Here is a 17,336-nt window from a genome sequence, read left to right on the forward strand (position 1 = left end):
CGGGATCGGAGGTTATGGGGCCCGGAATCCAGAGGCGCGCCGGGACTCTCCGCGCCTCGTGACACCATCGGTGCGTGCTCGACATCGGCTACGCCCTCTCCAACCGCTTCCCCGACCCGCCGCAGACCGACTACCGCCGCGCGGACGTCCACGCGCTGCGCCACGACCTGTTCTGCGGCGACGTCTACCTCGCGGACACCAAGACCGACCGGGAGCTGTCCACAGCCTGGGGATGGGTGCCGGTGCTGGACTTCGCGTGGGCGCTGTGCGACATCGTGGAGCAGCTGGACCGGGATCCGATGGGCTCGCGCGCCGCCCGGCCGCAGCAGGCGGAGCTGGACTTCACCGAGTCCACCGACCGGATGCTGTTCGAGCGCCGCTTCGGCTGGGTGGACGTCGAGGCCGACTGGATGCCGGCCGAGGAGGCGCCGCTCACCTTCTCGCACGCCGAACTGCGCCGTGAGGCCCGCGACTTCCTGCACGACCTGATCGCCGACCTCACCGACCTCCACGAGGACCTGGCGGAGAACCCGGCGATCTGGACCATCCAGGCCCGCTTCCCCCGCGTGCCGTGACGCCTGCTCCCCCTACTCCACTCTGATCCCCAGCTCCACGGCCAGCACCGGCGCCAGATCCAGCAGTTGCCCGGTGCTGATCACCGCCCCGGACAGCCGGTCCAGGCCGCGGACGATCTCCAGCGGAGCGGCCCCGCGCAGGTCCACGTCCTTCAGCGTCGCGCTGCCGAAGTCGGCCCCCTTCAGCGCGCAGTCGACGAACTCCACCCGCTCCAGGCTCGCGCCCGCGAAGTCCGGCTCGACCAGGACGCAGGACTCGAAGACGACGTCCTTGAGTCTGGCCTCGCGCAGATTGAGATAGTCGATCTTGCCGCCGCGGATCACGACCCGCTCCAGCACGGCGCCGTGCAGCTGGGTGCCGCCGAGGCGGGCGTCGATCAGCTCGACGTCCCGGAACGTGGACTCGGCGAGATGCGTGCCGACCCCGCGCGGACCGGTCAGCACCGAGTCCAGCACTCTGGCCCGGCCCAGCGCCGTACCGTCCAGCGCGCAGGCCGTCAGCGCGCAGTCCATGAACCGGGCGCCCGCGCCGTCCTGCCCGCTCAGGTCGGCGTCCCGGAACTCCAGCCCGTCGTAGTCCCCGTCCGGCTCCAGCTCGCCCTCGGCCCACGGGGTCAGCGGCGGCAGCCGCAGCTCCGGCCGCCGCGCCCCTTTCACCCGGCCCCCGCTCGCCCGGCTCCCGCCCTCACCCGTCGCTCTCCTCGCCATGCCCCCCATGCTGCACCCCGCCACTGACAATCACCCTGACCTGGGGAAACACCCAGAAGACCGGCCCGGATGCGATACATCCCGATTCATGGTCTTCTGGCGGGGTGAGTATCGGCCGAACGGGTGAGGCAGGGGCCCCCGGGTCGGCCCCGGACGGCGGAGCCGACGCGCATCGCTGGTGGGCCCTGGTCGTCATCGCGCTCGCCCAGCTGATGGTCGTCCTGGACGCGACGATCGTGAACATCGCCCTCCCCTCCGCCCAGCACGCCCTGCACATGTCCGACGGCAACCGGCAGTGGGTGATCACCGCCTACTCGCTCGGTTTCGGCGGACTGCTGCTGCTCGGCGGCCGGATCGCCGACCTCGCCGGCCGCAAGCGCACCTTCGTCATCGGCCTCGTCGGCTTCGCCGTCGTCTCCGCGCTCGGCGGCGCCTCCACCAGCTCCGGAATGCTCTTCGGCGCCCGCGCGCTCCAGGGCGTCTGCGCCGCCGTCCTCGCGCCCTCCGCGCTGTCCCTGCTGACCACGACGTTCACCGGCCCGCGCGAACGCGGCAAGGCCTTCGGGGTGTACGGCGCGCTCGCGGGCAGCGGTTCGGCGATCGGGTTCATCGTGGGCGGGGTGCTCACCGAGTACCTGAACTGGCGCTGGTGCCTGTACGTCAACGTCCCCATCGCCGTCGTCGCGGTCCTGGGCGCCGTCACCCTCCTCCACGACCGCCCCGGCCACCGCGAGGGCCGCCTCGACATCCCCGGCGTGCTGCTGGGCTGCGGCGGGCTGGTGGCGATCGTCTACGGATGCAGCGAGGCGCAGCCGCGCGGCTGGACCGACCCCCTGGTCCTGTCCCTCCTCGCGGCCGGAGTCCTCCTGCTCACCCTGTTCGTGCGGTGGCAGACGAAGGCACCCAGCCCCCTGCTCCCCCCGCACATCGTCCGCGACCGCACCCGTGCGGGCTGCTTCCTGACGATGACGCTCGCGGTCGTCGGCATGTTCGGCCTGTTCCTGTTCATGACCTACTACCTCCAGGTCATCCTCGGCTACTCGCCCCTCAAAGCGGGCCTGGCCTTCCTCCCCCTGACCGCCGCGATCACCACCGGCTCCACCCAGATCTCCGCCCGCCTGCTGCACCACGTACCGCCGCGCCTGCTGATGGTCCCGGGCACGCTCCTGGCCACCTGCGGCCTCCTCCTGCTGACCCGGATGACACCCCACTCCTCCTACGCCGGCGAAATCCTGCCCGCGCTGCTCCTGATGGGCCTCGGCATGGGCCTGACCTTCATGCCGATCTTCGCCACGGCGACGGCAGGCGTGGCCCCACGCGACTCGGGGATCACCTCCGCGACGGTGAACACCTGCCAGCAGGTGGGCGGTTCGATCGGTACGGCCCTGCTCAACACGATCGCCACCAGCAGCGCCGCCGCCTACATCACCGCCCACCTGCACAGCCCCGCGGCAAAGCCCACGGTGGTCCCGGCGGGCGTGGTCCACGGCTACACGGTCGCGATCTGGGTGGCGGCCGGCGTGATGCTCCTGGCCGCCCTGACCGCCACCGTGCTGGTCACGGCGAAGGCCCCGAAGCACGCGGCACGGGCGGGGACACCGGCGCGGGAGCCGGTGCGCTGAGCTCGGCTGCCGTCGGCCCTAATCCCACACCACGGACCACACAGCCGCACCGTGCGGTACTTCCGGGACGTCCTGGTAGTCGTCCACCAGATCCGGGATCACCCCACTGGCCTCGAACCCTTCGGTCCACGCGGCGCAGGTGGACTCGTCCGCCGTGGTGCAGATGGCGACGGCCTCTGCGGTGAGTTCCTCCATCTCCAGTGTCTCCGGGTGCAGTTGCACCCGCACCCACGCGACGTCCACGCGCTGCTCGATGGCGCGCAGGCGTCCGGCCAGATCCGCGAGAGGAGGACGGCCGTAGCCCCACTGGTTCGGTGCGATGCATCCCTCGTCGTCGTTGCCGGCGAAGAACTCGTCCAGGGTGAGCAAAGGCATCACGCCTTCCTCGCCGGCCCGGTTGATCACTTGCTCAACGGAGATCACGGCCAGGGATCCTCGCACACGGAGGTGTCTGAGCAGGCAGCCAGTGCAGTGCCGGGCGCGTGTTCTTCGGCAAGGCGGACGGCATACCCCTACTCCTGAGCCCCCAGCTCGGCCAGCGCCCCCTCCGCCAGCCGGTACACCGTCCACTCGTCCTGCGGGCGGGCGCCCAGGGACTCGTAGAAGCCGATCGCGGGCGCGTTCCAGTTCAGCACCGACCACTCCAGGCGTGCGTAGCCTCGCTGCACGCAGATCCGCGCCAGCTCGGTCAGCAGGGCCCGGCCGTGGCCGGCACCGCGGGCGGTCGGGCGGACGTACAGGTCCTCCAGGTAGATGCCGTGCACCCCGCGCCAGGTGGAGAAGTTCAGGAACCACAGCGCGAAGCCGACCGGCTCGCCGCTCCCGTCGTCCACCGCCATGTGCGCGAACGCGGCCGACCGCTCCCCGAACAGCGCCTCCCGCAGCTGCTCCTCACTCGCCCGCGCCTCCTCCAACGCCTTCTCGTACTCGGCGAGTTCACGGATCAGGGCATGGATGACGGGGACGTCGGCGGGGGTCGCGGCGCGAATCATGAGCCGAGGCTAACCCGGCGGCGCTCAGTGCCGCCCCGCCACCCGGTCCGCGAGCTTCGCCAACCGCGAGGACTCCGCACCGGGCCGGAGGCGTTCGCGTTCGTCGGCGGCCCGGTACGTGGCGTACATGCCGTGGACGCCCAGCCAGCGGAAGGGCTCCGGTTCCCACTTGCGGACCTTGTGCTGCACCCAGGGCAGATCCGTGAGGTCGGTGCGGCCGGCCTGGCCGGAGTCCTGCTGGACCAGGTCGCGCAGGGTGCGGGCGGCCAGGTTGGTCGTCGCGACACCGGAGCCCACGTAGCCGCCCGCCCAGCCGAGGCCCGTCGAGCGGTCCAGCGACACCGTCGCGCACCAGTCGCGGGGGACGCCCAGGACGCCCGACCAGGCATGCTGCACCCGCACCCCGGTCAGGGACGGGAAGAAGCGGGTCAGGATCTCCGTCAACGCCTCTGTCGTCGCCTGCTGGGTGCAGCCGTCGTTGTCCGTGCGCGAGCCGAAGCGGTACGGGACTCCGCGCCCGCCCAGTGCGATCCGGCCGTCGGCCGTGCGCTGCGCGTACATGTACGCGTGCGCCATGTCGCCCAGGGTCTCGCGGCCCTCCCAGCCGACCGCCGACCACTGCTCCTCGGTCAGCGGCTCGGTCGCGATCATCGAGGAGTTCATGGGGAGCCAGGTGCGCTTCTGGCCCTTCAGGGACGCCGTGAAGCCCTCCGTGCAGCGCAGGATGTACGGCGCGCGGACCGTGCCGTACGGGGTCACCGCGTGCTTGGGGCGGATCTCCGTCACCGGCGTCGACTCGTGGATCGTCACCCCGAGGGCTTCGACCGCCGCGGCCAGGCCCTTCACCAGCTTCACCGGGTGCAGGCGCGCCCCGTGCGGGGTCCACGTCGAGCCGACCGCGTCCGCGACCCGGATCCGCTCGGCCGTCTCCCGGGCGCCGTACAGCTCCCGGTCCTTCTCGCCGTACGACAGCTCGTGCTCGTGGAAGGCCTTCAGCCGGGTCAACTGGGCCGGAGTAGTGGCCACTTCCAGGACGCCGCCCCGGTGGATGTCCGCCTCGATGCCCTCCGCCGCCGCCACCGCGATCACCTCGGCGACGGTGTCGTTCATCGCCTTCTGGAGGCGTACGGCGGCCTCCCGGCCGTGCAGCCGGGCGTACCGGTCGCGGCCCGCGATGCCGTTGTACAGCCAGCCGCCGTTGCGGCCCGAGGCGCCGTAGCCGCAGAACTTCTGCTCCAGGACGGTGATCCTCAAGAACGGCGCCGCCTTCTTGAGGTAGTACGCCGTCCACAGGCCTGTGTATCCGCCGCCGACGATCACGACGTCGGCCGAGGCGTCACCGGGCAGCGGCTCGCGCACCGCCGCCGGGAGGCCGTCGTCCGCGTACCAGAAGGAGATCCCGCCATTGACGACACCATGGCCGACTCTGCTTGCCGAGCTGCTCATGGCGGGACGTTAATCCCTCATGGCGGCCAGTGTCTCCTTCGGATTCCATGCTTTTCCGCGCCCTCTGACCAGTGGATAGCAGGCCAGCCCGATCAGCACCGAGACGAAATGACCGAGATCGGTGAAGGTCCGGCCCGCGGTCAGCGGCAGGCTGAAGATGATCAGCACCGCCAAGAGGTACGCGTACCGCCAGGGCGGCGCGATGCGGTAGGTGAGGACCGCGATGACCCCGGCCAGCGCGTAACTCACCCCGATGTCCAGGGTGTTGACCGCCGAGTGCGGGGCGATGCCGTCGCGGATCGCCTTCAGCAGGGCGCCCTCGCTGATCAGCGTCGCGAGGACGTGCGCCAGCGCGCACACCGCGAGCCAGCGGGCCGTGCCCAGCCAGCGCTCGGCCGGCGCGTGGAACACCGTGTAGAGGAAGGCGTACGGAATCCATTTGCCGCTGTCGATCCACATCGCGCTCGCCACCAGCACCCGCACCGGGTTGCGCGACAGCTCGTGGATGTTGGTCGACCGCTGCCGCAGGAAGTGCTGCTCGAAGTCCGGCGACATGTGGTGCAGCGCGACGGTCGTGACGAACAGGACCACCAGCCACACATAGGTGCCGGGCGCGCTGCGGATCCACGCCCGGACTCGCTCCCGCGCCCTCCTCAGGCCCCGTGTGATTCGCATGAGCCGATTCACGCACGCCAGTATCGTCCGGTCCGTGATCGACATTCCCGCCGAACTGGCCGAGGCGCAGGCGACGTACAACGGCGCGGCGGGGCGGGCCTTCATCGCCGCCCTGCCGGAGCTCGCGGCAGACTTCCTGAACCGCTGGGAGCTGCGGCTCGACGGGCCCGGCATGAACGGCGTCAGCGCGCTGGTCCTGCCGGTCGTCCGGGCCGCCGACGGCACCCGGGCCGTGCTCAAGCTCCAGCTGCGGGACGAGGAGACCGAAGGCGAGCCGGTCGCGCTGCGGGTCTGGGACGGCGACGGCGCCGTACGGCTCCTCGACCACGACCCGGGGACCGGGACCATGCTGCTGGAGCGGCTGGACACGTCCCGGATGCTCTCCTCGGTGGCCGACACGCACGCGGCCGTCCAGGTCATCGCCCGGCTGCTCGCCCATCTGACCTCCTGCCCCGCGCCGCCGGGCATGCGCCGGCTCGGTGACCTCGCCGAGGCCATGCTGGAGCGGACCCCGTGGGCGCTGGAGCGCATCCCCGATCCCGAGGCCCGCCGCACGGTCGCCGACTGCGCGGCCGCCGTGCGCGAGGTCGTCGCCGAGCCCGGGGACCGGCTGCTGCACTGGGACCTGCACTTCGAGAACGTGCTGGCCGCCGACCGCGCCGACTGGCTCGCCATCGACCCCAAGCCGCTGGCCGGCGACCCCTGCTTCGAGCTGTGGCCGGCCCTGGTCAACCGGTTCGAGGCGGCCGAGGTCGCCTGGCGCTTCGACGCGATGACCGACGTCCTGGGCCTCGACCGGGAGCGGGCCCGCGCCTGGACGCTGGGCCGGCTGCTGCAGAACGCCCTGTGGGACGTGGCGGACGGCCGGCCGGTCGAGGACCGCCGGCTGGAGATCGGGCGGCGACTGCGGGGCTAAACGCTCGTCAAGTAAATCTGATCAAGGATTTACCTTTCTCTCATTGTCCCTGGTTGACATGCATCGGCAGCATTCGACTGAACATCACGACTGTCATACGCCTGTCATGGCCAGACCACTCGGTCTGTCCCCATCGCACCACCACACCAGAAGGGCACTTCCTTGCTCTCAGGGAGACACCGGGCGGCATCCACCGCCGCTCTGCTGTCCACCACGGCACTCATATCCACCGCGCTGTCCACCGGATGGCTCACCGCGACCGCCTCCGCCGCGCCGTCGGCCAACGGGGCGGCCCACGTCAAGCACCTGTGCTCCCACCCGACCACGCCGGGTCAGATGGCGTGCCTGGCCGAGGCCCGCACGGACATCGTCCGGCACCTGACGGTCAGCCCGAACACGACCCCGAACGGCTACGGCCCCTCGGACCTCCAGAGCGCCTACAACCTGCCGTCCGCCACCGCCGGCGCGGGCAAGACCGTCTTCATCGTCGACGCCTACGACGACCCGAACGCCGAGTCCGACCTGGCCGCCTACCGGTCCCAGTACAACCTCCCGGCCTGCACCACCGCCAACGGCTGCTTCCACAAGGTGAACCAGACCGGCGGCACGTCGTACCCGACCGCGGACGCGGGCTGGGCCGGCGAGATCTCCCTCGACCTCGACATGGTCAGCGCGGTCTGCCCGCAGTGCCACATCACGCTGGTCGAGGCCTCCTCGCCCAGCATGACGGACATCGGCACGGCCGAGAACGAGGCCGTCGCCCTCGGCGCCAAGTACGTCTCCAACTCCTTCGGCGGCACCGAGGACCCGAGCGAGACCACCGCCGACGTCCAGTACTTCAACCACCCCGGCGTCGCCGTCACGGTCAGCGCGGGCGACGGCGGCTACGGCGCCGAGTACCCGGCGTCCTCCCCGTACGTCACCGCGGTCGGCGGCACCTCGCTCAGCCGCACCAGCAACACCCGCGGCTGGACCGAGTCGGTGTGGTCCACCAGCAGCACCGAGGGCACCGGCTCCGGCTGCTCCGCGGACGAGGCCAAGCCCACCTGGCAGACGGACAGCGGCTGCAGCCACCGCACGGTCGCAGACGTCTCCGCGGTCGCCGACCCGGCCACCGGCGTCGCCGTCTACGACACCTACGGCGGCTCCGGCGGCTGGAACGTCTACGGCGGCACCAGCGCCTCCGCGCCCATCATCGCGGGCACCTACGCCCTCGCCGGCACCCCGGCCGCGAACAGCTACCCGTCCACGTACGCCTACGGCCACAAGTCGGCCCTCAACGACGTGACCACGGGCAGCAACGGCAGCTGTTCCCCGAGCTACCTGTGCACCGCCGGCACCGGCTACGACGGCCCGACCGGCCTCGGCACGCCCAACGGGACCGCCGCCTTCGCCGCCGGCGCGAACTCCGTCAACTCCCTCCAGCCCGGCCAGAAGCTCACCTCCGGCCAGAAGCTGAGCAGCGCGAACATCACGCTGACGATGGGCAGCGACGGCAACCTCGTCGCCTACCTCAAGACGAACGGCGCCAGCGGCAGCGGCCCGGCGATCTGGGCCAGCAACACCTCCGGCCACTCCGGCGCCTACGCGTACATGCAGACCGACGGCAACCTGGTCGTCTACTCCAGCAGCGGCAGCGCCCTGTGGTCCACCCACACCAACGGCAACTCCGGCGCCTCCTTCGTGGTGCAGGACGACGGCAACCTGGTGGTCTACTCCAGCAGCGGCAGCGCGCTGTGGTCCGACGGCACCTACATGCACTCGGCGACGATCGGCTCCGGCCAGAAGCTCAAGGGCGGCTGGTGGGCCCAGGCCAAGTACACCCGCCTGGTCATGCAGCCGGACGGCAACTTCGTCATCTACCGCAAGCGCGACGGCAAGGCGATCTGGACCAGCAACACCTACGGCCACGCCGGCGCCTACGCGTACATGCAGACCGACGGCAACCTGGTCGTCTACTCCAGCAGCGGCAGCGCCCTGTGGTCCACCCACACCAACGGCGACTCCGGCGCGTACGCCCTGATGCAGAGCGACGGCAACTTCGTCGTCTACAAGAGCACCGGCGGCCCCGGCAAGGGCGGCGCCCTGTGGGCGAGCGGCACCAACTCGTACGTGCCGTGACACACCTGCTCTGAAAACACCGCTGGCCCGGGGGAAACCCCGGGCCAGCGGCGTATGTGACGCTTAAACGTTCTGGTGCGCTGGTATTCCAGGGGACTCCTGTGACAGCTGTGCCCCCGCAATGACTGCTGATGACAACGACAACAGGTCTTCCGGGTGGGGCATGGGAACTGAACACAGAGTCCGGCGCGGTCGCCGCCGAGCCGGTCTGAAGAAGCGCACATGGGTGGCGCTGGGGGCGGTCGTCGCCGGCGGTGGCGTGGCGGTGGCGACCGTCGCCATGGCCGGTTCACCGAGCCATGGCAGAGCGACGGCCGCGCCGGGACCGATCAAGACACATGTCCACTCGCTGTCCCTCACCGGGAACAGCGCGTCGCTCAAGACGCTGGGAGCCCAGTCCACGGCTCCGTTCAGCATGGTGGGTGTCACCTGGAACGGCGCCCACGCCACACTGCGCGGCACGGTCGAGGTACGGACCCGCTCCGCCGACAGCGGCCACTGGACACCGTGGCTGAAGATGCAGCAGCCGGACGACATCCCCGACGCCGCCGAACTGAACCGCCCCGGTGTGCGCGGCGGAATGTCACCCATGTGGTCCGGGCCGTCGAACGGAATCCAGGTCCGCGCGACCGGCGCGGGCAAGGCGCTGCCCGCCGGGCTGCGGGTGGACCTGGTCGACCCGGGCAAGCCCGCCACCACTGGAACGCCGGCCTCCGGCATGGCCCCGGCGGCCTACGCCATGGACGCGACCGCCACTGACAGCGCGACGCCGACGGACAGCGTCTCCCCCACGGACAGCGCCTCCCCGACCGACACCACGACGGACTCCGCCTCACCCACGGACACCCCCACAGCCACGGACTCCGCGTCCGGCACGCCGTCCACCGGGACCTCCGCCTCCCCCTCCACCTCCGACTCCGCCTCACCGAGCGCCTCCCCGACGCCCTGGCCCAGCCAGCTCCCGTCGATGTCCGACGCGTACCCGTCCTGCACGGCCTCCTCCGCCGGCCCCTCCCCGTCCTCGTCCCCGACCCCGCCGGACCCGATGCCGGCCGCGACCACCTCGACGGTGGCACCGCCCACCGTGGTCACCCGGGCCGGCTGGGGCGCCGACGAGTGCGCCCGGGACACCGGCTACCCCTCGTACGGCTCCGCCGTGAAGGTCATGTTCGTCCACCACACGGACACCACCAACACCTACTCCTGCACGGACTCCCCGGCGATCGTGCGCAGCCTCTACGCCGCGCACCTCAGCCAGGGCTGGCGCGACCTCGGTTACAACTTCCTCGTCGACAAATGCGGCACCATCTTCGAGGGCCGCTTCGGCGGAATGGCGCTGCCGGTCGTGGGCGCGCAGACGTACGGGTTCAACACCAACAGCATGGGCGTGGCCGCCATCGGCACGTACACCGACCTCAGCGGCGGCGACTCCACGGCCAGCACCTTCCCCGGAGCCACGCCGAGCCAGGCGATGCTGGGCTCCATCGCCCGGATCGCGGCCTGGAAGTTCGGCATGACCGGAGTGGACCCGAGCACCGGCACCGCGACCCTGCCCGAGGGATCCTCCAACAGCTCCGGCTTCACCCTGGGCCAGAACTACAGCTTCAACGTCATCTCCGGGCACCGTAACGGCTTCGCCACCGACTGCCCCGGAAACCAGCTCTACAACGCCCTGGGCACGGTCCGCTCGTACGCGGCCGGCCCGGTCGGCACGGTCTCCGTCACCGGGATGTCCGGCGGAGCGGCAAAGTCCGGGACGAACTACTACACCAAGGGCGCGGCCACGGTGAGCTGGACGACCGCCACACCGTCCGCCGTGATCTCCGGCTTCGACGTCCTGGTCGACGGCAAGGCCGTGGCACACACCTCCGGCGACGCCCGCTCCGCCGCGGTCTCCGTCGCCGCCGGCAGCCACACCGTCCAGGTCCGCGCCACCCACGTCCGCGGCACCACCACGCTGTCCGGCTCCGTCACCCTGGTCGGCGACACCACCGCGCCCACCTTCCCGACCGCTCCCGGCGTGCAGATGCGCACCGGCACCGTGTACTCCTCATCGGTCCCGGTCACGGTGACGTGGAAGGCCGCCGACAACGCGGCGCTGGCCGACGTCATGGCGACCGCGCCGGCCTCGGCCACCTTCGGCCCGACCGTGACCTCCTGGAACACCTGGGCCAAGCCCGGCACCTCGGACCTGTTCGCCCTGAAGGCGTACGACGTGGCCGGCAACACCGGTGGCGCCTCCGTCTACCGGACGCCGAACATCATCCAGGAGACCTCCACCACCCGCACCGGCAGCTGGACCCACAAGAGCAGCACCTCCTACCTGGGCGGCTACTCCTACAGCTCCTCGTCCGCCGGGGCCTCGATCAGCTGGACCTTCACCGGGCGCTCGGTGGCCTGGATCGTCTCGCGGGCCTCCACCTCGGGCCAGGCGTACATCTACGTCGACGGCACCAAGGTCTCCACGGTGGACCTGAAGTCCTCCACCACCCTCTACCGCCAGGCGATCTGGACCAAGACCTGGTCCGCCTCCGCCAAGCACACCCTGAAGATCGTCGTGGTCGGCACCTCGGGCCGCCCGGCCGTCACCACCGACGGCATCGCGACCATCGGCTGACCGTCCGGCCACACCTCACCAAGGAGCCCTCCGCCCGCGACAAGTCCGCGGACGGAGGGCTCCTGCACGAGGCCCGCGCCGCCGTCAGAAGGCGCCGGTGCCGATGGGCGTGCCGAGACCGGTCGGCCCGTCGTATCCCGGACCCGCGGTACACAGATAACTGCCACCGCAGGAGCCGTTGCTGCCCGAAGTGACGTCGTTGAGCGCCGACGTGCGACCGTACGGATACGAGCCGTCGACGACCTGAGAGGTGTTTCCCGCCAGCGCGTAGACGCTCGCGATGATCGGCGACGAGACGCTGGTGCCCCCGACCTCGACCCATCCGTCGGCACCCTGCGCGAGACCGAGTTGAAGCTCGGTGTCGCACAACACCCCGCCGCCGCAGCTGCTGTACGTGTCATAAACCGCCACCCCCGTATTGGGGTCGGCGACCGCGGCCACATCGGCGACGCTGCGCCTGGCACATCCGGAGTCGTGCTGCCAGGACGGCTTGGCCTCGTACGCCGAGCAACCCGAGCCCGCCCCGCTCCAGGCGGTCTCGGTCCAGCCACGCGAGGTGGACGCCTTGCTCAGCGAGGTGCCGCCCACAGCGGTGACGTACGGCGAGGAGGCCGGCCAGGAGACGCCGTAACCGGAGTCACCCGAACTCGCCGTGATCGCGACGCCGGGGTGGTCGAAGTGCGAGTCGAAGGAGGTGACGGTGTTGTCCTCGGGCCCACCCCAGCTGTTGGAGACAGAGACGACGCCCGGTGTGACGGCGGCGGTGTCCTCGGCCGTCATGAGATCCGGGACGTTCGCCGAGCCCGCCTCGACCAGCAGGATGTGGCAGTCGGGGCAGGTCGCCGAGACCATGTCGAGGTCGAGACTGATCTCCTCGGCCCATCCATAGTCACCGGAGGGCAACGGCGACGCCTGGCCGCGCTGATTCACCTTGCGGAAGCAGCCGTTGGCGGTCGTGCACGACGGCAGACCGTAGGCGCTGCGGTAAGCGGCCAGGTCGGACTCGGCGTTCGGATCGTCCATGGCGTCGACGATCGCCACCGTGCGACCGGCTCCCGAGGTACCGCCCAGTTTGTAGGCGGAACGCAGATCAGACGGTACGTACCCCACCGTGGTCGGGGATCCGGTGGTGAACGGTGACATGCGCCCCGAGGTGGTGCGGTGGGCCTTCAAGACCCCGAAACAGCGGGCTCGTCCCGCCTGCACGGGATGGAAACAGCCGAAATCCGCCGTACCCGCGGAGGCGGACGCGCGCGGCGCGGACGAGAGAGCGGCGGCCTGGACCCCGGTGGCCAGGCCGATGGAGAGGGCGGTGACGGCGAGTGTGAGCATCGCGGTGAGGGCAGCTGCCATCCTCCGCACCCGGCGTCTCGGTTGATGGCGGTGGATCACCAGGGATCCGGAGGGTATCTCGCTGCGCTGCATCAAGCCTCCGTGCGGTTTCGGGCGGTGCGGAAGGGCCACATGACGAAAAACAGCATTGACAGATGCCATGTCAGGTCAGCTGCGGGCCAGGTGGTTTCACCATGCGGCCGCCCTCTTACGGTGGTCAAGGCCATGTCAATGCAGGTCTTGTGAGGCTGCCGCGGTGAGCGAGTGAACCGCCGTTCGCGTCTCCGCGCGGCGGCGAACGTATGGCCCGTTCACCGCCTCGCACGGCCGAGCGACAAAGCGCTACCGTGACCTGGGAGGTGTACACACAGTGCATTACGCCAACACGCCCTCGTGGCGATTCACCCAGGGCACCTCTCAGATGCTTCACGCCGCACTGTTCATCCGCGACGCCGCCACTCTGCCGGCCCCGGCAACCGCACCAGTGCCGCCCCCCCTCATCAACCACCCCGAGCCTGTGGACGTCCCGCACCCCCTGGATCGAGAAGTGCTGGCTGCCCAGTGGCTGGAGTGGTGGAGCAAGCTGGTCAACTGCGAGATGAGCGAAGACCGTCCCAACCAGGGTGAAAGCAGCGACGACACCGCACTGCGCATGGACCGGATCCTGCAGCAACGCAAGACTGTCTTCGATCCTCCCGACTTCGACTCCCTCCGCGCCACGCCACAGCTCCAGGCTCTGGTTCGGCAGAACTTCCGCGAGTCCCTGCTGTGGGCCAAGGAAGTAAAGCCTCGGAAGCCACCAGGAAGCTCACCCGGCGCTTCAGCGTTCCCACGGAGTCTCGTCAAGAACGTCGCCGAGAAAGTGGCCATGACGCACGACGTTCCGATCGCGGACGTCACGGGGGCAGTCCAGGTACTGCGCGTCGAAGGAATCTGGTCACAGCCGACAGCCCCGGGCTGCATGCTCTGCTCCACCGCCGCAGCAGCCCATCCCGACTTCGCAACCGCCCTGCTGCGCGACACTTTCGTCTCCGGGCTCGGGACGTGATGTCGCCGACGAGCTGAGCAGCTCGTCGTAAGCGACTGGGAAGCGTACAAGGGCGACCCCAAGGCCGACGCCGGCGCCGGCCAGAAGGACATCCAGTGAGCGGGTCATGCCGCGCTGACCTGGGGAGAAACCCCGGGTCAGCGCGGCATTCCGAAGAGCCCCCTGTCGGATTCGAACCGACGACCTTCGCTTTACAAGAGCGGCGCTCTGACCAGCTGAGCTAAGGAGGCCTGCGTCTGCACGCCCGTGCAGTGTACCCAGGTCTGAGCCGGTCCCTGTCGAAAATTTCCGCGAAGTTCACAGTGGCATGGGTACTGACAGACGAGTGAACGCCAGGTACCGTCCTGATCCAGTTCACTTGGTTCACCTGTGTGGGCTACACCAACCACCTTCCTACAACGGATCGTCCGGCACGTTCCTGCCGGTAGAAGGGGGCCTCTGAGCCATGGCCACTGTCACGTTCGACAAGGCGACCCGGATCTACCCGGGTTCCACCAAGCCCGCCGTCGATGGTCTCGACATCGCGATCGAGGACGGCGAGTTCCTCGTCCTGGTCGGCCCGTCGGGTTGCGGAAAGTCCACCTCGCTGCGGATGCTCGCGGGCCTGGAGGACGTCAACGGCGGCGCCATCCGCATCGGTGACCGCGACGTCACGCACCTGCCGCCCAAGGACCGGGACATCGCCATGGTGTTCCAGAACTACGCCCTCTACCCGCACATGACGGTCGCCGACAACATGGGCTTCGCCCTGAAGATCGCCGGCGTCAACAAGGCGGAGATCCGGCAGAAGGTCGAGGAGGCCGCGAAGATCCTCGACCTCACCGAGTACCTGGACCGCAAGCCGAAGGCGCTCTCCGGTGGTCAGCGCCAGCGTGTCGCGATGGGCCGCGCGATCGTCCGTGAGCCGCAGGTCTTCCTCATGGACGAGCCGCTGTCCAACCTGGACGCCAAGCTCCGCGTCTCGACCCGTACGCAGATCGCCTCGCTCCAGCGCCGTCTCGGCATCACCACCGTCTACGTCACCCACGACCAGGTCGAGGCCATGACGATGGGTGACCGGGTCGCCGTGCTCAAGGACGGCCTGCTCCAGCAGGTGGACTCGCCGCGGAACATGTACGACAAGCCCGCGAACCTCTTCGTCGCCGGCTTCATCGGCTCCCCGGCCATGAACCTGATCGAGGTCCCGATCACCGACGGCGGCGTGAAGTTCGGCAACAGCGTCGTCCCCGTCAACCGGGAGGCCCTGAAGGCCGCCACCGACAAGGGCGACAAGACCGTGACCGTGGGCGTGCGCCCCGAGCACTTCGACGTGGTCGAGCTGGGCGGCGGCGCGGCGGCCTCCCTGAGCAAGGACAGCGCCGACGCCCCGGCCGGCCTCGCCGTCTCGGTGAACGTGGTCGAGGAGACCGGCGCCGACGGCTACGTCTACGGCACCGTCGAGGTCGGCGGCGAGAAGAAGGACCTCGTCGTCCGTGTCAGCAGCCGTTCCGTCCCGGAGAAGGGCGCCACGCTGCACGTCGTGCCGCGGCCGGGCGAGACCCACGTGTTCTCCACGTCCACGGGTGAGCGCCTCTCCGACTGAGCGGACTGAGCTGCGCGTTTGCGGCGGAGTTGACGAAAGGGGTCCTGCGGAGTGCCGCGGGGCCCCTTTTCGTGTCGTTTGCGCCGCCGGGTCGCTCCGGAAATACCCCGGCACAGTGATCAATTCGGGCGGACGGCGTCAACCCCTTACCCAGAAAACGGCGCGACCCCATCCCCCATATGGGTGACTCAATGTCGCCAAATCATTACCGGGCGCTACCCTCACACGCGTGAAGCACTCCACCATCCCTCAGACGCGACGCGGCCACCGGGGCGGCCCTGCCCGCCGGATCGGCCGCACTCTCGCCCTCGTCCTGCCCGTCGTCCTGGTGCTCTCCGGGACCCTCGCGGTCACCCGGGTCAACTGGACCGGGAGCCCCTCCAGCTCGGTGCTGGCCGCCTCGGACGTCTCCACGGCGGAGGTTCCCAAGGCCGTCGCGCACGCCCCCGAGGACGTGCTCCGCGACCGGCTGATGGGCGAGCTCCAGGACCGGAACCCGGGCGTGGTCCTCACCCACCTCCAGCAGGCCGTCAACGGCCACCCGTCGCTGGCCCGGCACTGCTCGTCCATCGCCCGCGCGCTGGGCCAGGCAGCGGTGCGCATGTACGGCGCCTCGCGCGCCCAGTCCTTCGCCCGACCGGTGTGCGACACGTCGTTCGCCTCGGGCGTGCTCGCCGCGGCGCGCTGAGCCCCCGGGAGGCCGGTCGGCATCGCGTCCCTGCCGGCCGCCCCGGACAGGGGCCGTAAGCCGCGGACAGGGGCCGTAGGCGGCGCGTCGCTGTCGGTCCGCTCCGGGCAGGAGCCGTAAACCGTGAACAGCGCGTCGCTGCCGGCCGCCCTGGACAGAAGCCGTAGGCGGCGCGTCGCTGTCGGTCCGCTCCGGGCAGGGCGCCGCGTACAGTGCGGGCATGACCCATCCCAGCGCCGCGTCGCGCCCCACCCAAGCCGTGATCCTGGCCGGTGGCCAGGGTTCCCGGCTGCGTCCGTACACCGACGACCGGCCCAAGCCGATGGTCGAGATCCCCGGCACGGGCACCCCGATCATCGGCCATCAGCTGACCTGGCTCGCCGAGGAAGGCGTGACGGACGTGGTGGTCTCCTGCGGCCACCTCGCCGAGGTCCTGCAGAAGTGGCTGGACTCCGCCGACCTGCCGGTCTCCGTCACCACCGTCGTGGAGACCGAGCCCCTCGGCCGCGGCGGCGGCCTCCGGTACGCCGCCGCGCATCTCCCCCGCCCCGGCCAGCCGTGGTACGCCACCAACGGCGACATCTGGACCCGCTTCTCCCTGCGGGACATGGCCGACTTCCACACCGAGCGGGACGCTGTCGCGACGCTGGCTCTGGCCCGGCCCCGTATTCCCTGGGGTGCGGTGCGGACCGACGGGTTCGGGCACGTCACCGACTTCATCGAGGCTCCGCCGTCGACGTTCGAGATCAACGCCGGTGTGTACGTCTTCTCGCCCGAGTTCGCCGAGCTGCTCCCCGAGCGGGGCGATCACGAACGGACCACGTTTCCCCGGCTGGCCCGGGAGGAGCGGCTCTTCGGATTCCCCATTCCGCAGGGGGCGTACTGGCGGGCCATCGACACCGCGAAGGATCTGACGGAGGCGGCCAAGGAGCTTGCGGCGTTGGGTCGTTGACGGTCAGAGGGCCCCGTACCTTCCCTGGTACGGGGCCCTCTGCTGTCTCTCCTGGCTCGTTC

At 70.3% G+C, this 17,336-nt stretch carries 15 protein-coding genes and 1 tRNA gene; 9 read left to right on the forward strand and 7 right to left on the reverse strand.

Annotated elements, in window-relative coordinates; translation table 11 throughout:
- Positions 1 to 74: 74 nt before the first annotated feature.
- Positions 75 to 575, forward strand: a complete 501-nt coding sequence (locus LE548_RS18570; RefSeq protein ID WP_225097988.1) for a hypothetical protein — start codon at positions 75 to 77, stop codon at positions 573 to 575.
- A 12-nt stretch (positions 576 to 587) separates the two neighbouring features.
- On the opposite strand, the gene LE548_RS18575 is transcribed toward LE548_RS18570, so the two are convergent.
- Entirely contained in the window at positions 588 to 1,283 is a 696-nt protein-coding gene (locus LE548_RS18575) for a pentapeptide repeat-containing protein (protein ID WP_225097989.1), read from the reverse strand.
- Between the two features lie 104 nt (positions 1,284 to 1,387).
- Here LE548_RS18575 and LE548_RS18580 point away from each other — a divergent pair, with 104 nt between their 5' ends.
- Complete coding sequence (locus LE548_RS18580) at positions 1,388 to 2,905, forward strand: MFS transporter (RefSeq protein WP_225097990.1); 1,518 nt, start codon at positions 1,388 to 1,390, stop codon at positions 2,903 to 2,905.
- 18 nt (positions 2,906 to 2,923) lie between these two features.
- Here the strand turns inward: LE548_RS18580 and LE548_RS18585 are convergent, their stop codons facing one another.
- From LE548_RS18585 to LE548_RS18600, 4 genes are all read right to left on the reverse strand, one after another.
- Complete coding sequence (locus LE548_RS18585; protein WP_225097991.1) at positions 2,924 to 3,280, reverse strand: hypothetical protein; 357 nt, start codon at positions 3,278 to 3,280, stop codon at positions 2,924 to 2,926.
- A 137-nt stretch (positions 3,281 to 3,417) separates the two neighbouring features.
- Positions 3,418 to 3,897, reverse strand: a complete 480-nt coding sequence (locus LE548_RS18590; protein WP_225097992.1) for a GNAT family N-acetyltransferase — start codon at positions 3,895 to 3,897, stop codon at positions 3,418 to 3,420.
- Between the two features lie 24 nt (positions 3,898 to 3,921).
- Positions 3,922 to 5,343: an FAD-binding oxidoreductase gene (locus LE548_RS18595; protein WP_225097993.1), complete on the reverse strand. Its 1,422-nt coding sequence runs from the start codon at positions 5,341 to 5,343 to the stop codon at positions 3,922 to 3,924.
- 9 nt (positions 5,344 to 5,352) lie between these two features.
- On the reverse strand, positions 5,353 to 6,018 hold the full coding sequence (locus tag LE548_RS18600; RefSeq protein WP_225097994.1) for a rhomboid-like protein: 666 nt from the start codon (positions 6,016 to 6,018) through the stop codon (positions 5,353 to 5,355).
- Between LE548_RS18600 and LE548_RS18605 the strand changes: the two genes are divergently transcribed.
- The 3 genes from LE548_RS18605 (at position 6,017) to LE548_RS18615 (ending at position 11,672) form a co-directional block, all read left to right on the forward strand.
- Entirely contained in the window at positions 6,017 to 6,934 is a 918-nt protein-coding gene (locus LE548_RS18605; protein ID WP_225097995.1) for an aminoglycoside phosphotransferase family protein, read from the forward strand. The genes LE548_RS18600 and LE548_RS18605 overlap by 2 nt on opposite strands.
- Positions 6,935 to 7,096: 162 nt before the next feature.
- Entirely contained in the window at positions 7,097 to 9,055 is a 1,959-nt protein-coding gene (locus LE548_RS18610; protein WP_225097996.1) for a hypothetical protein, read from the forward strand.
- A 226-nt stretch (positions 9,056 to 9,281) separates the two neighbouring features.
- A complete protein-coding gene (locus LE548_RS18615; protein ID WP_225097997.1) occupies positions 9,282 to 11,672 on the forward strand; it encodes an N-acetylmuramoyl-L-alanine amidase in 2,391 nt (796 codons plus the stop codon).
- A gap of 84 nt (positions 11,673 to 11,756) precedes the next feature.
- On the opposite strand, the gene LE548_RS18620 is transcribed toward LE548_RS18615, so the two are convergent.
- Positions 11,757 to 13,025 carry a S53 family peptidase gene (locus LE548_RS18620; RefSeq protein WP_225097998.1) on the reverse strand — a complete coding sequence of 423 codons (1,269 nt, stop codon included), beginning with the start codon at positions 13,023 to 13,025 and terminating at the stop codon, positions 11,757 to 11,759.
- Positions 13,026 to 13,374: 349 nt separating this feature from the next.
- On the opposite strand from LE548_RS18620, the gene LE548_RS18625 reads away from it, so the two are divergent.
- On the forward strand, positions 13,375 to 14,052 hold the full coding sequence (locus LE548_RS18625; protein ID WP_225097999.1) for a hypothetical protein: 678 nt from the start codon (positions 13,375 to 13,377) through the stop codon (positions 14,050 to 14,052).
- Between the two features lie 156 nt (positions 14,053 to 14,208).
- On the opposite strand, the gene LE548_RS18630 is transcribed toward LE548_RS18625, so the two are convergent.
- Positions 14,209 to 14,282, reverse strand: a tRNA-Thr gene (locus LE548_RS18630).
- Positions 14,283 to 14,497: 215 nt separating this feature from the next.
- Here LE548_RS18630 and msiK point away from each other — a divergent pair.
- The 3 genes from msiK (at position 14,498) to LE548_RS18645 (ending at position 17,274) form a co-directional block, all read left to right on the forward strand.
- On the forward strand, positions 14,498 to 15,634 hold the full coding sequence (gene msiK, locus LE548_RS18635; RefSeq protein ID WP_225098000.1) for a diacetylchitobiose ABC transporter ATP-binding protein MsiK: 1,137 nt from the start codon (positions 14,498 to 14,500) through the stop codon (positions 15,632 to 15,634).
- 229 nt (positions 15,635 to 15,863) lie between these two features.
- Positions 15,864 to 16,322 (forward strand): hypothetical protein, encoded by a 459-nt coding sequence (locus tag LE548_RS18640; protein WP_225098001.1) that lies wholly within the window; start codon positions 15,864 to 15,866, stop codon positions 16,320 to 16,322.
- Positions 16,323 to 16,542: 220 nt separating this feature from the next.
- On the forward strand, positions 16,543 to 17,274 hold the full coding sequence (locus tag LE548_RS18645) for a nucleotidyltransferase family protein (protein WP_225098002.1): 732 nt from the start codon (positions 16,543 to 16,545) through the stop codon (positions 17,272 to 17,274).
- Positions 17,275 to 17,336 lie beyond the last annotated feature (62 nt).

The organism is Streptomyces sp. CoH27 (assembly GCF_020181035.1).
Taxonomy (GTDB): domain Bacteria; phylum Actinomycetota; class Actinomycetes; order Streptomycetales; family Streptomycetaceae; genus Streptomyces; species Streptomyces camelliae.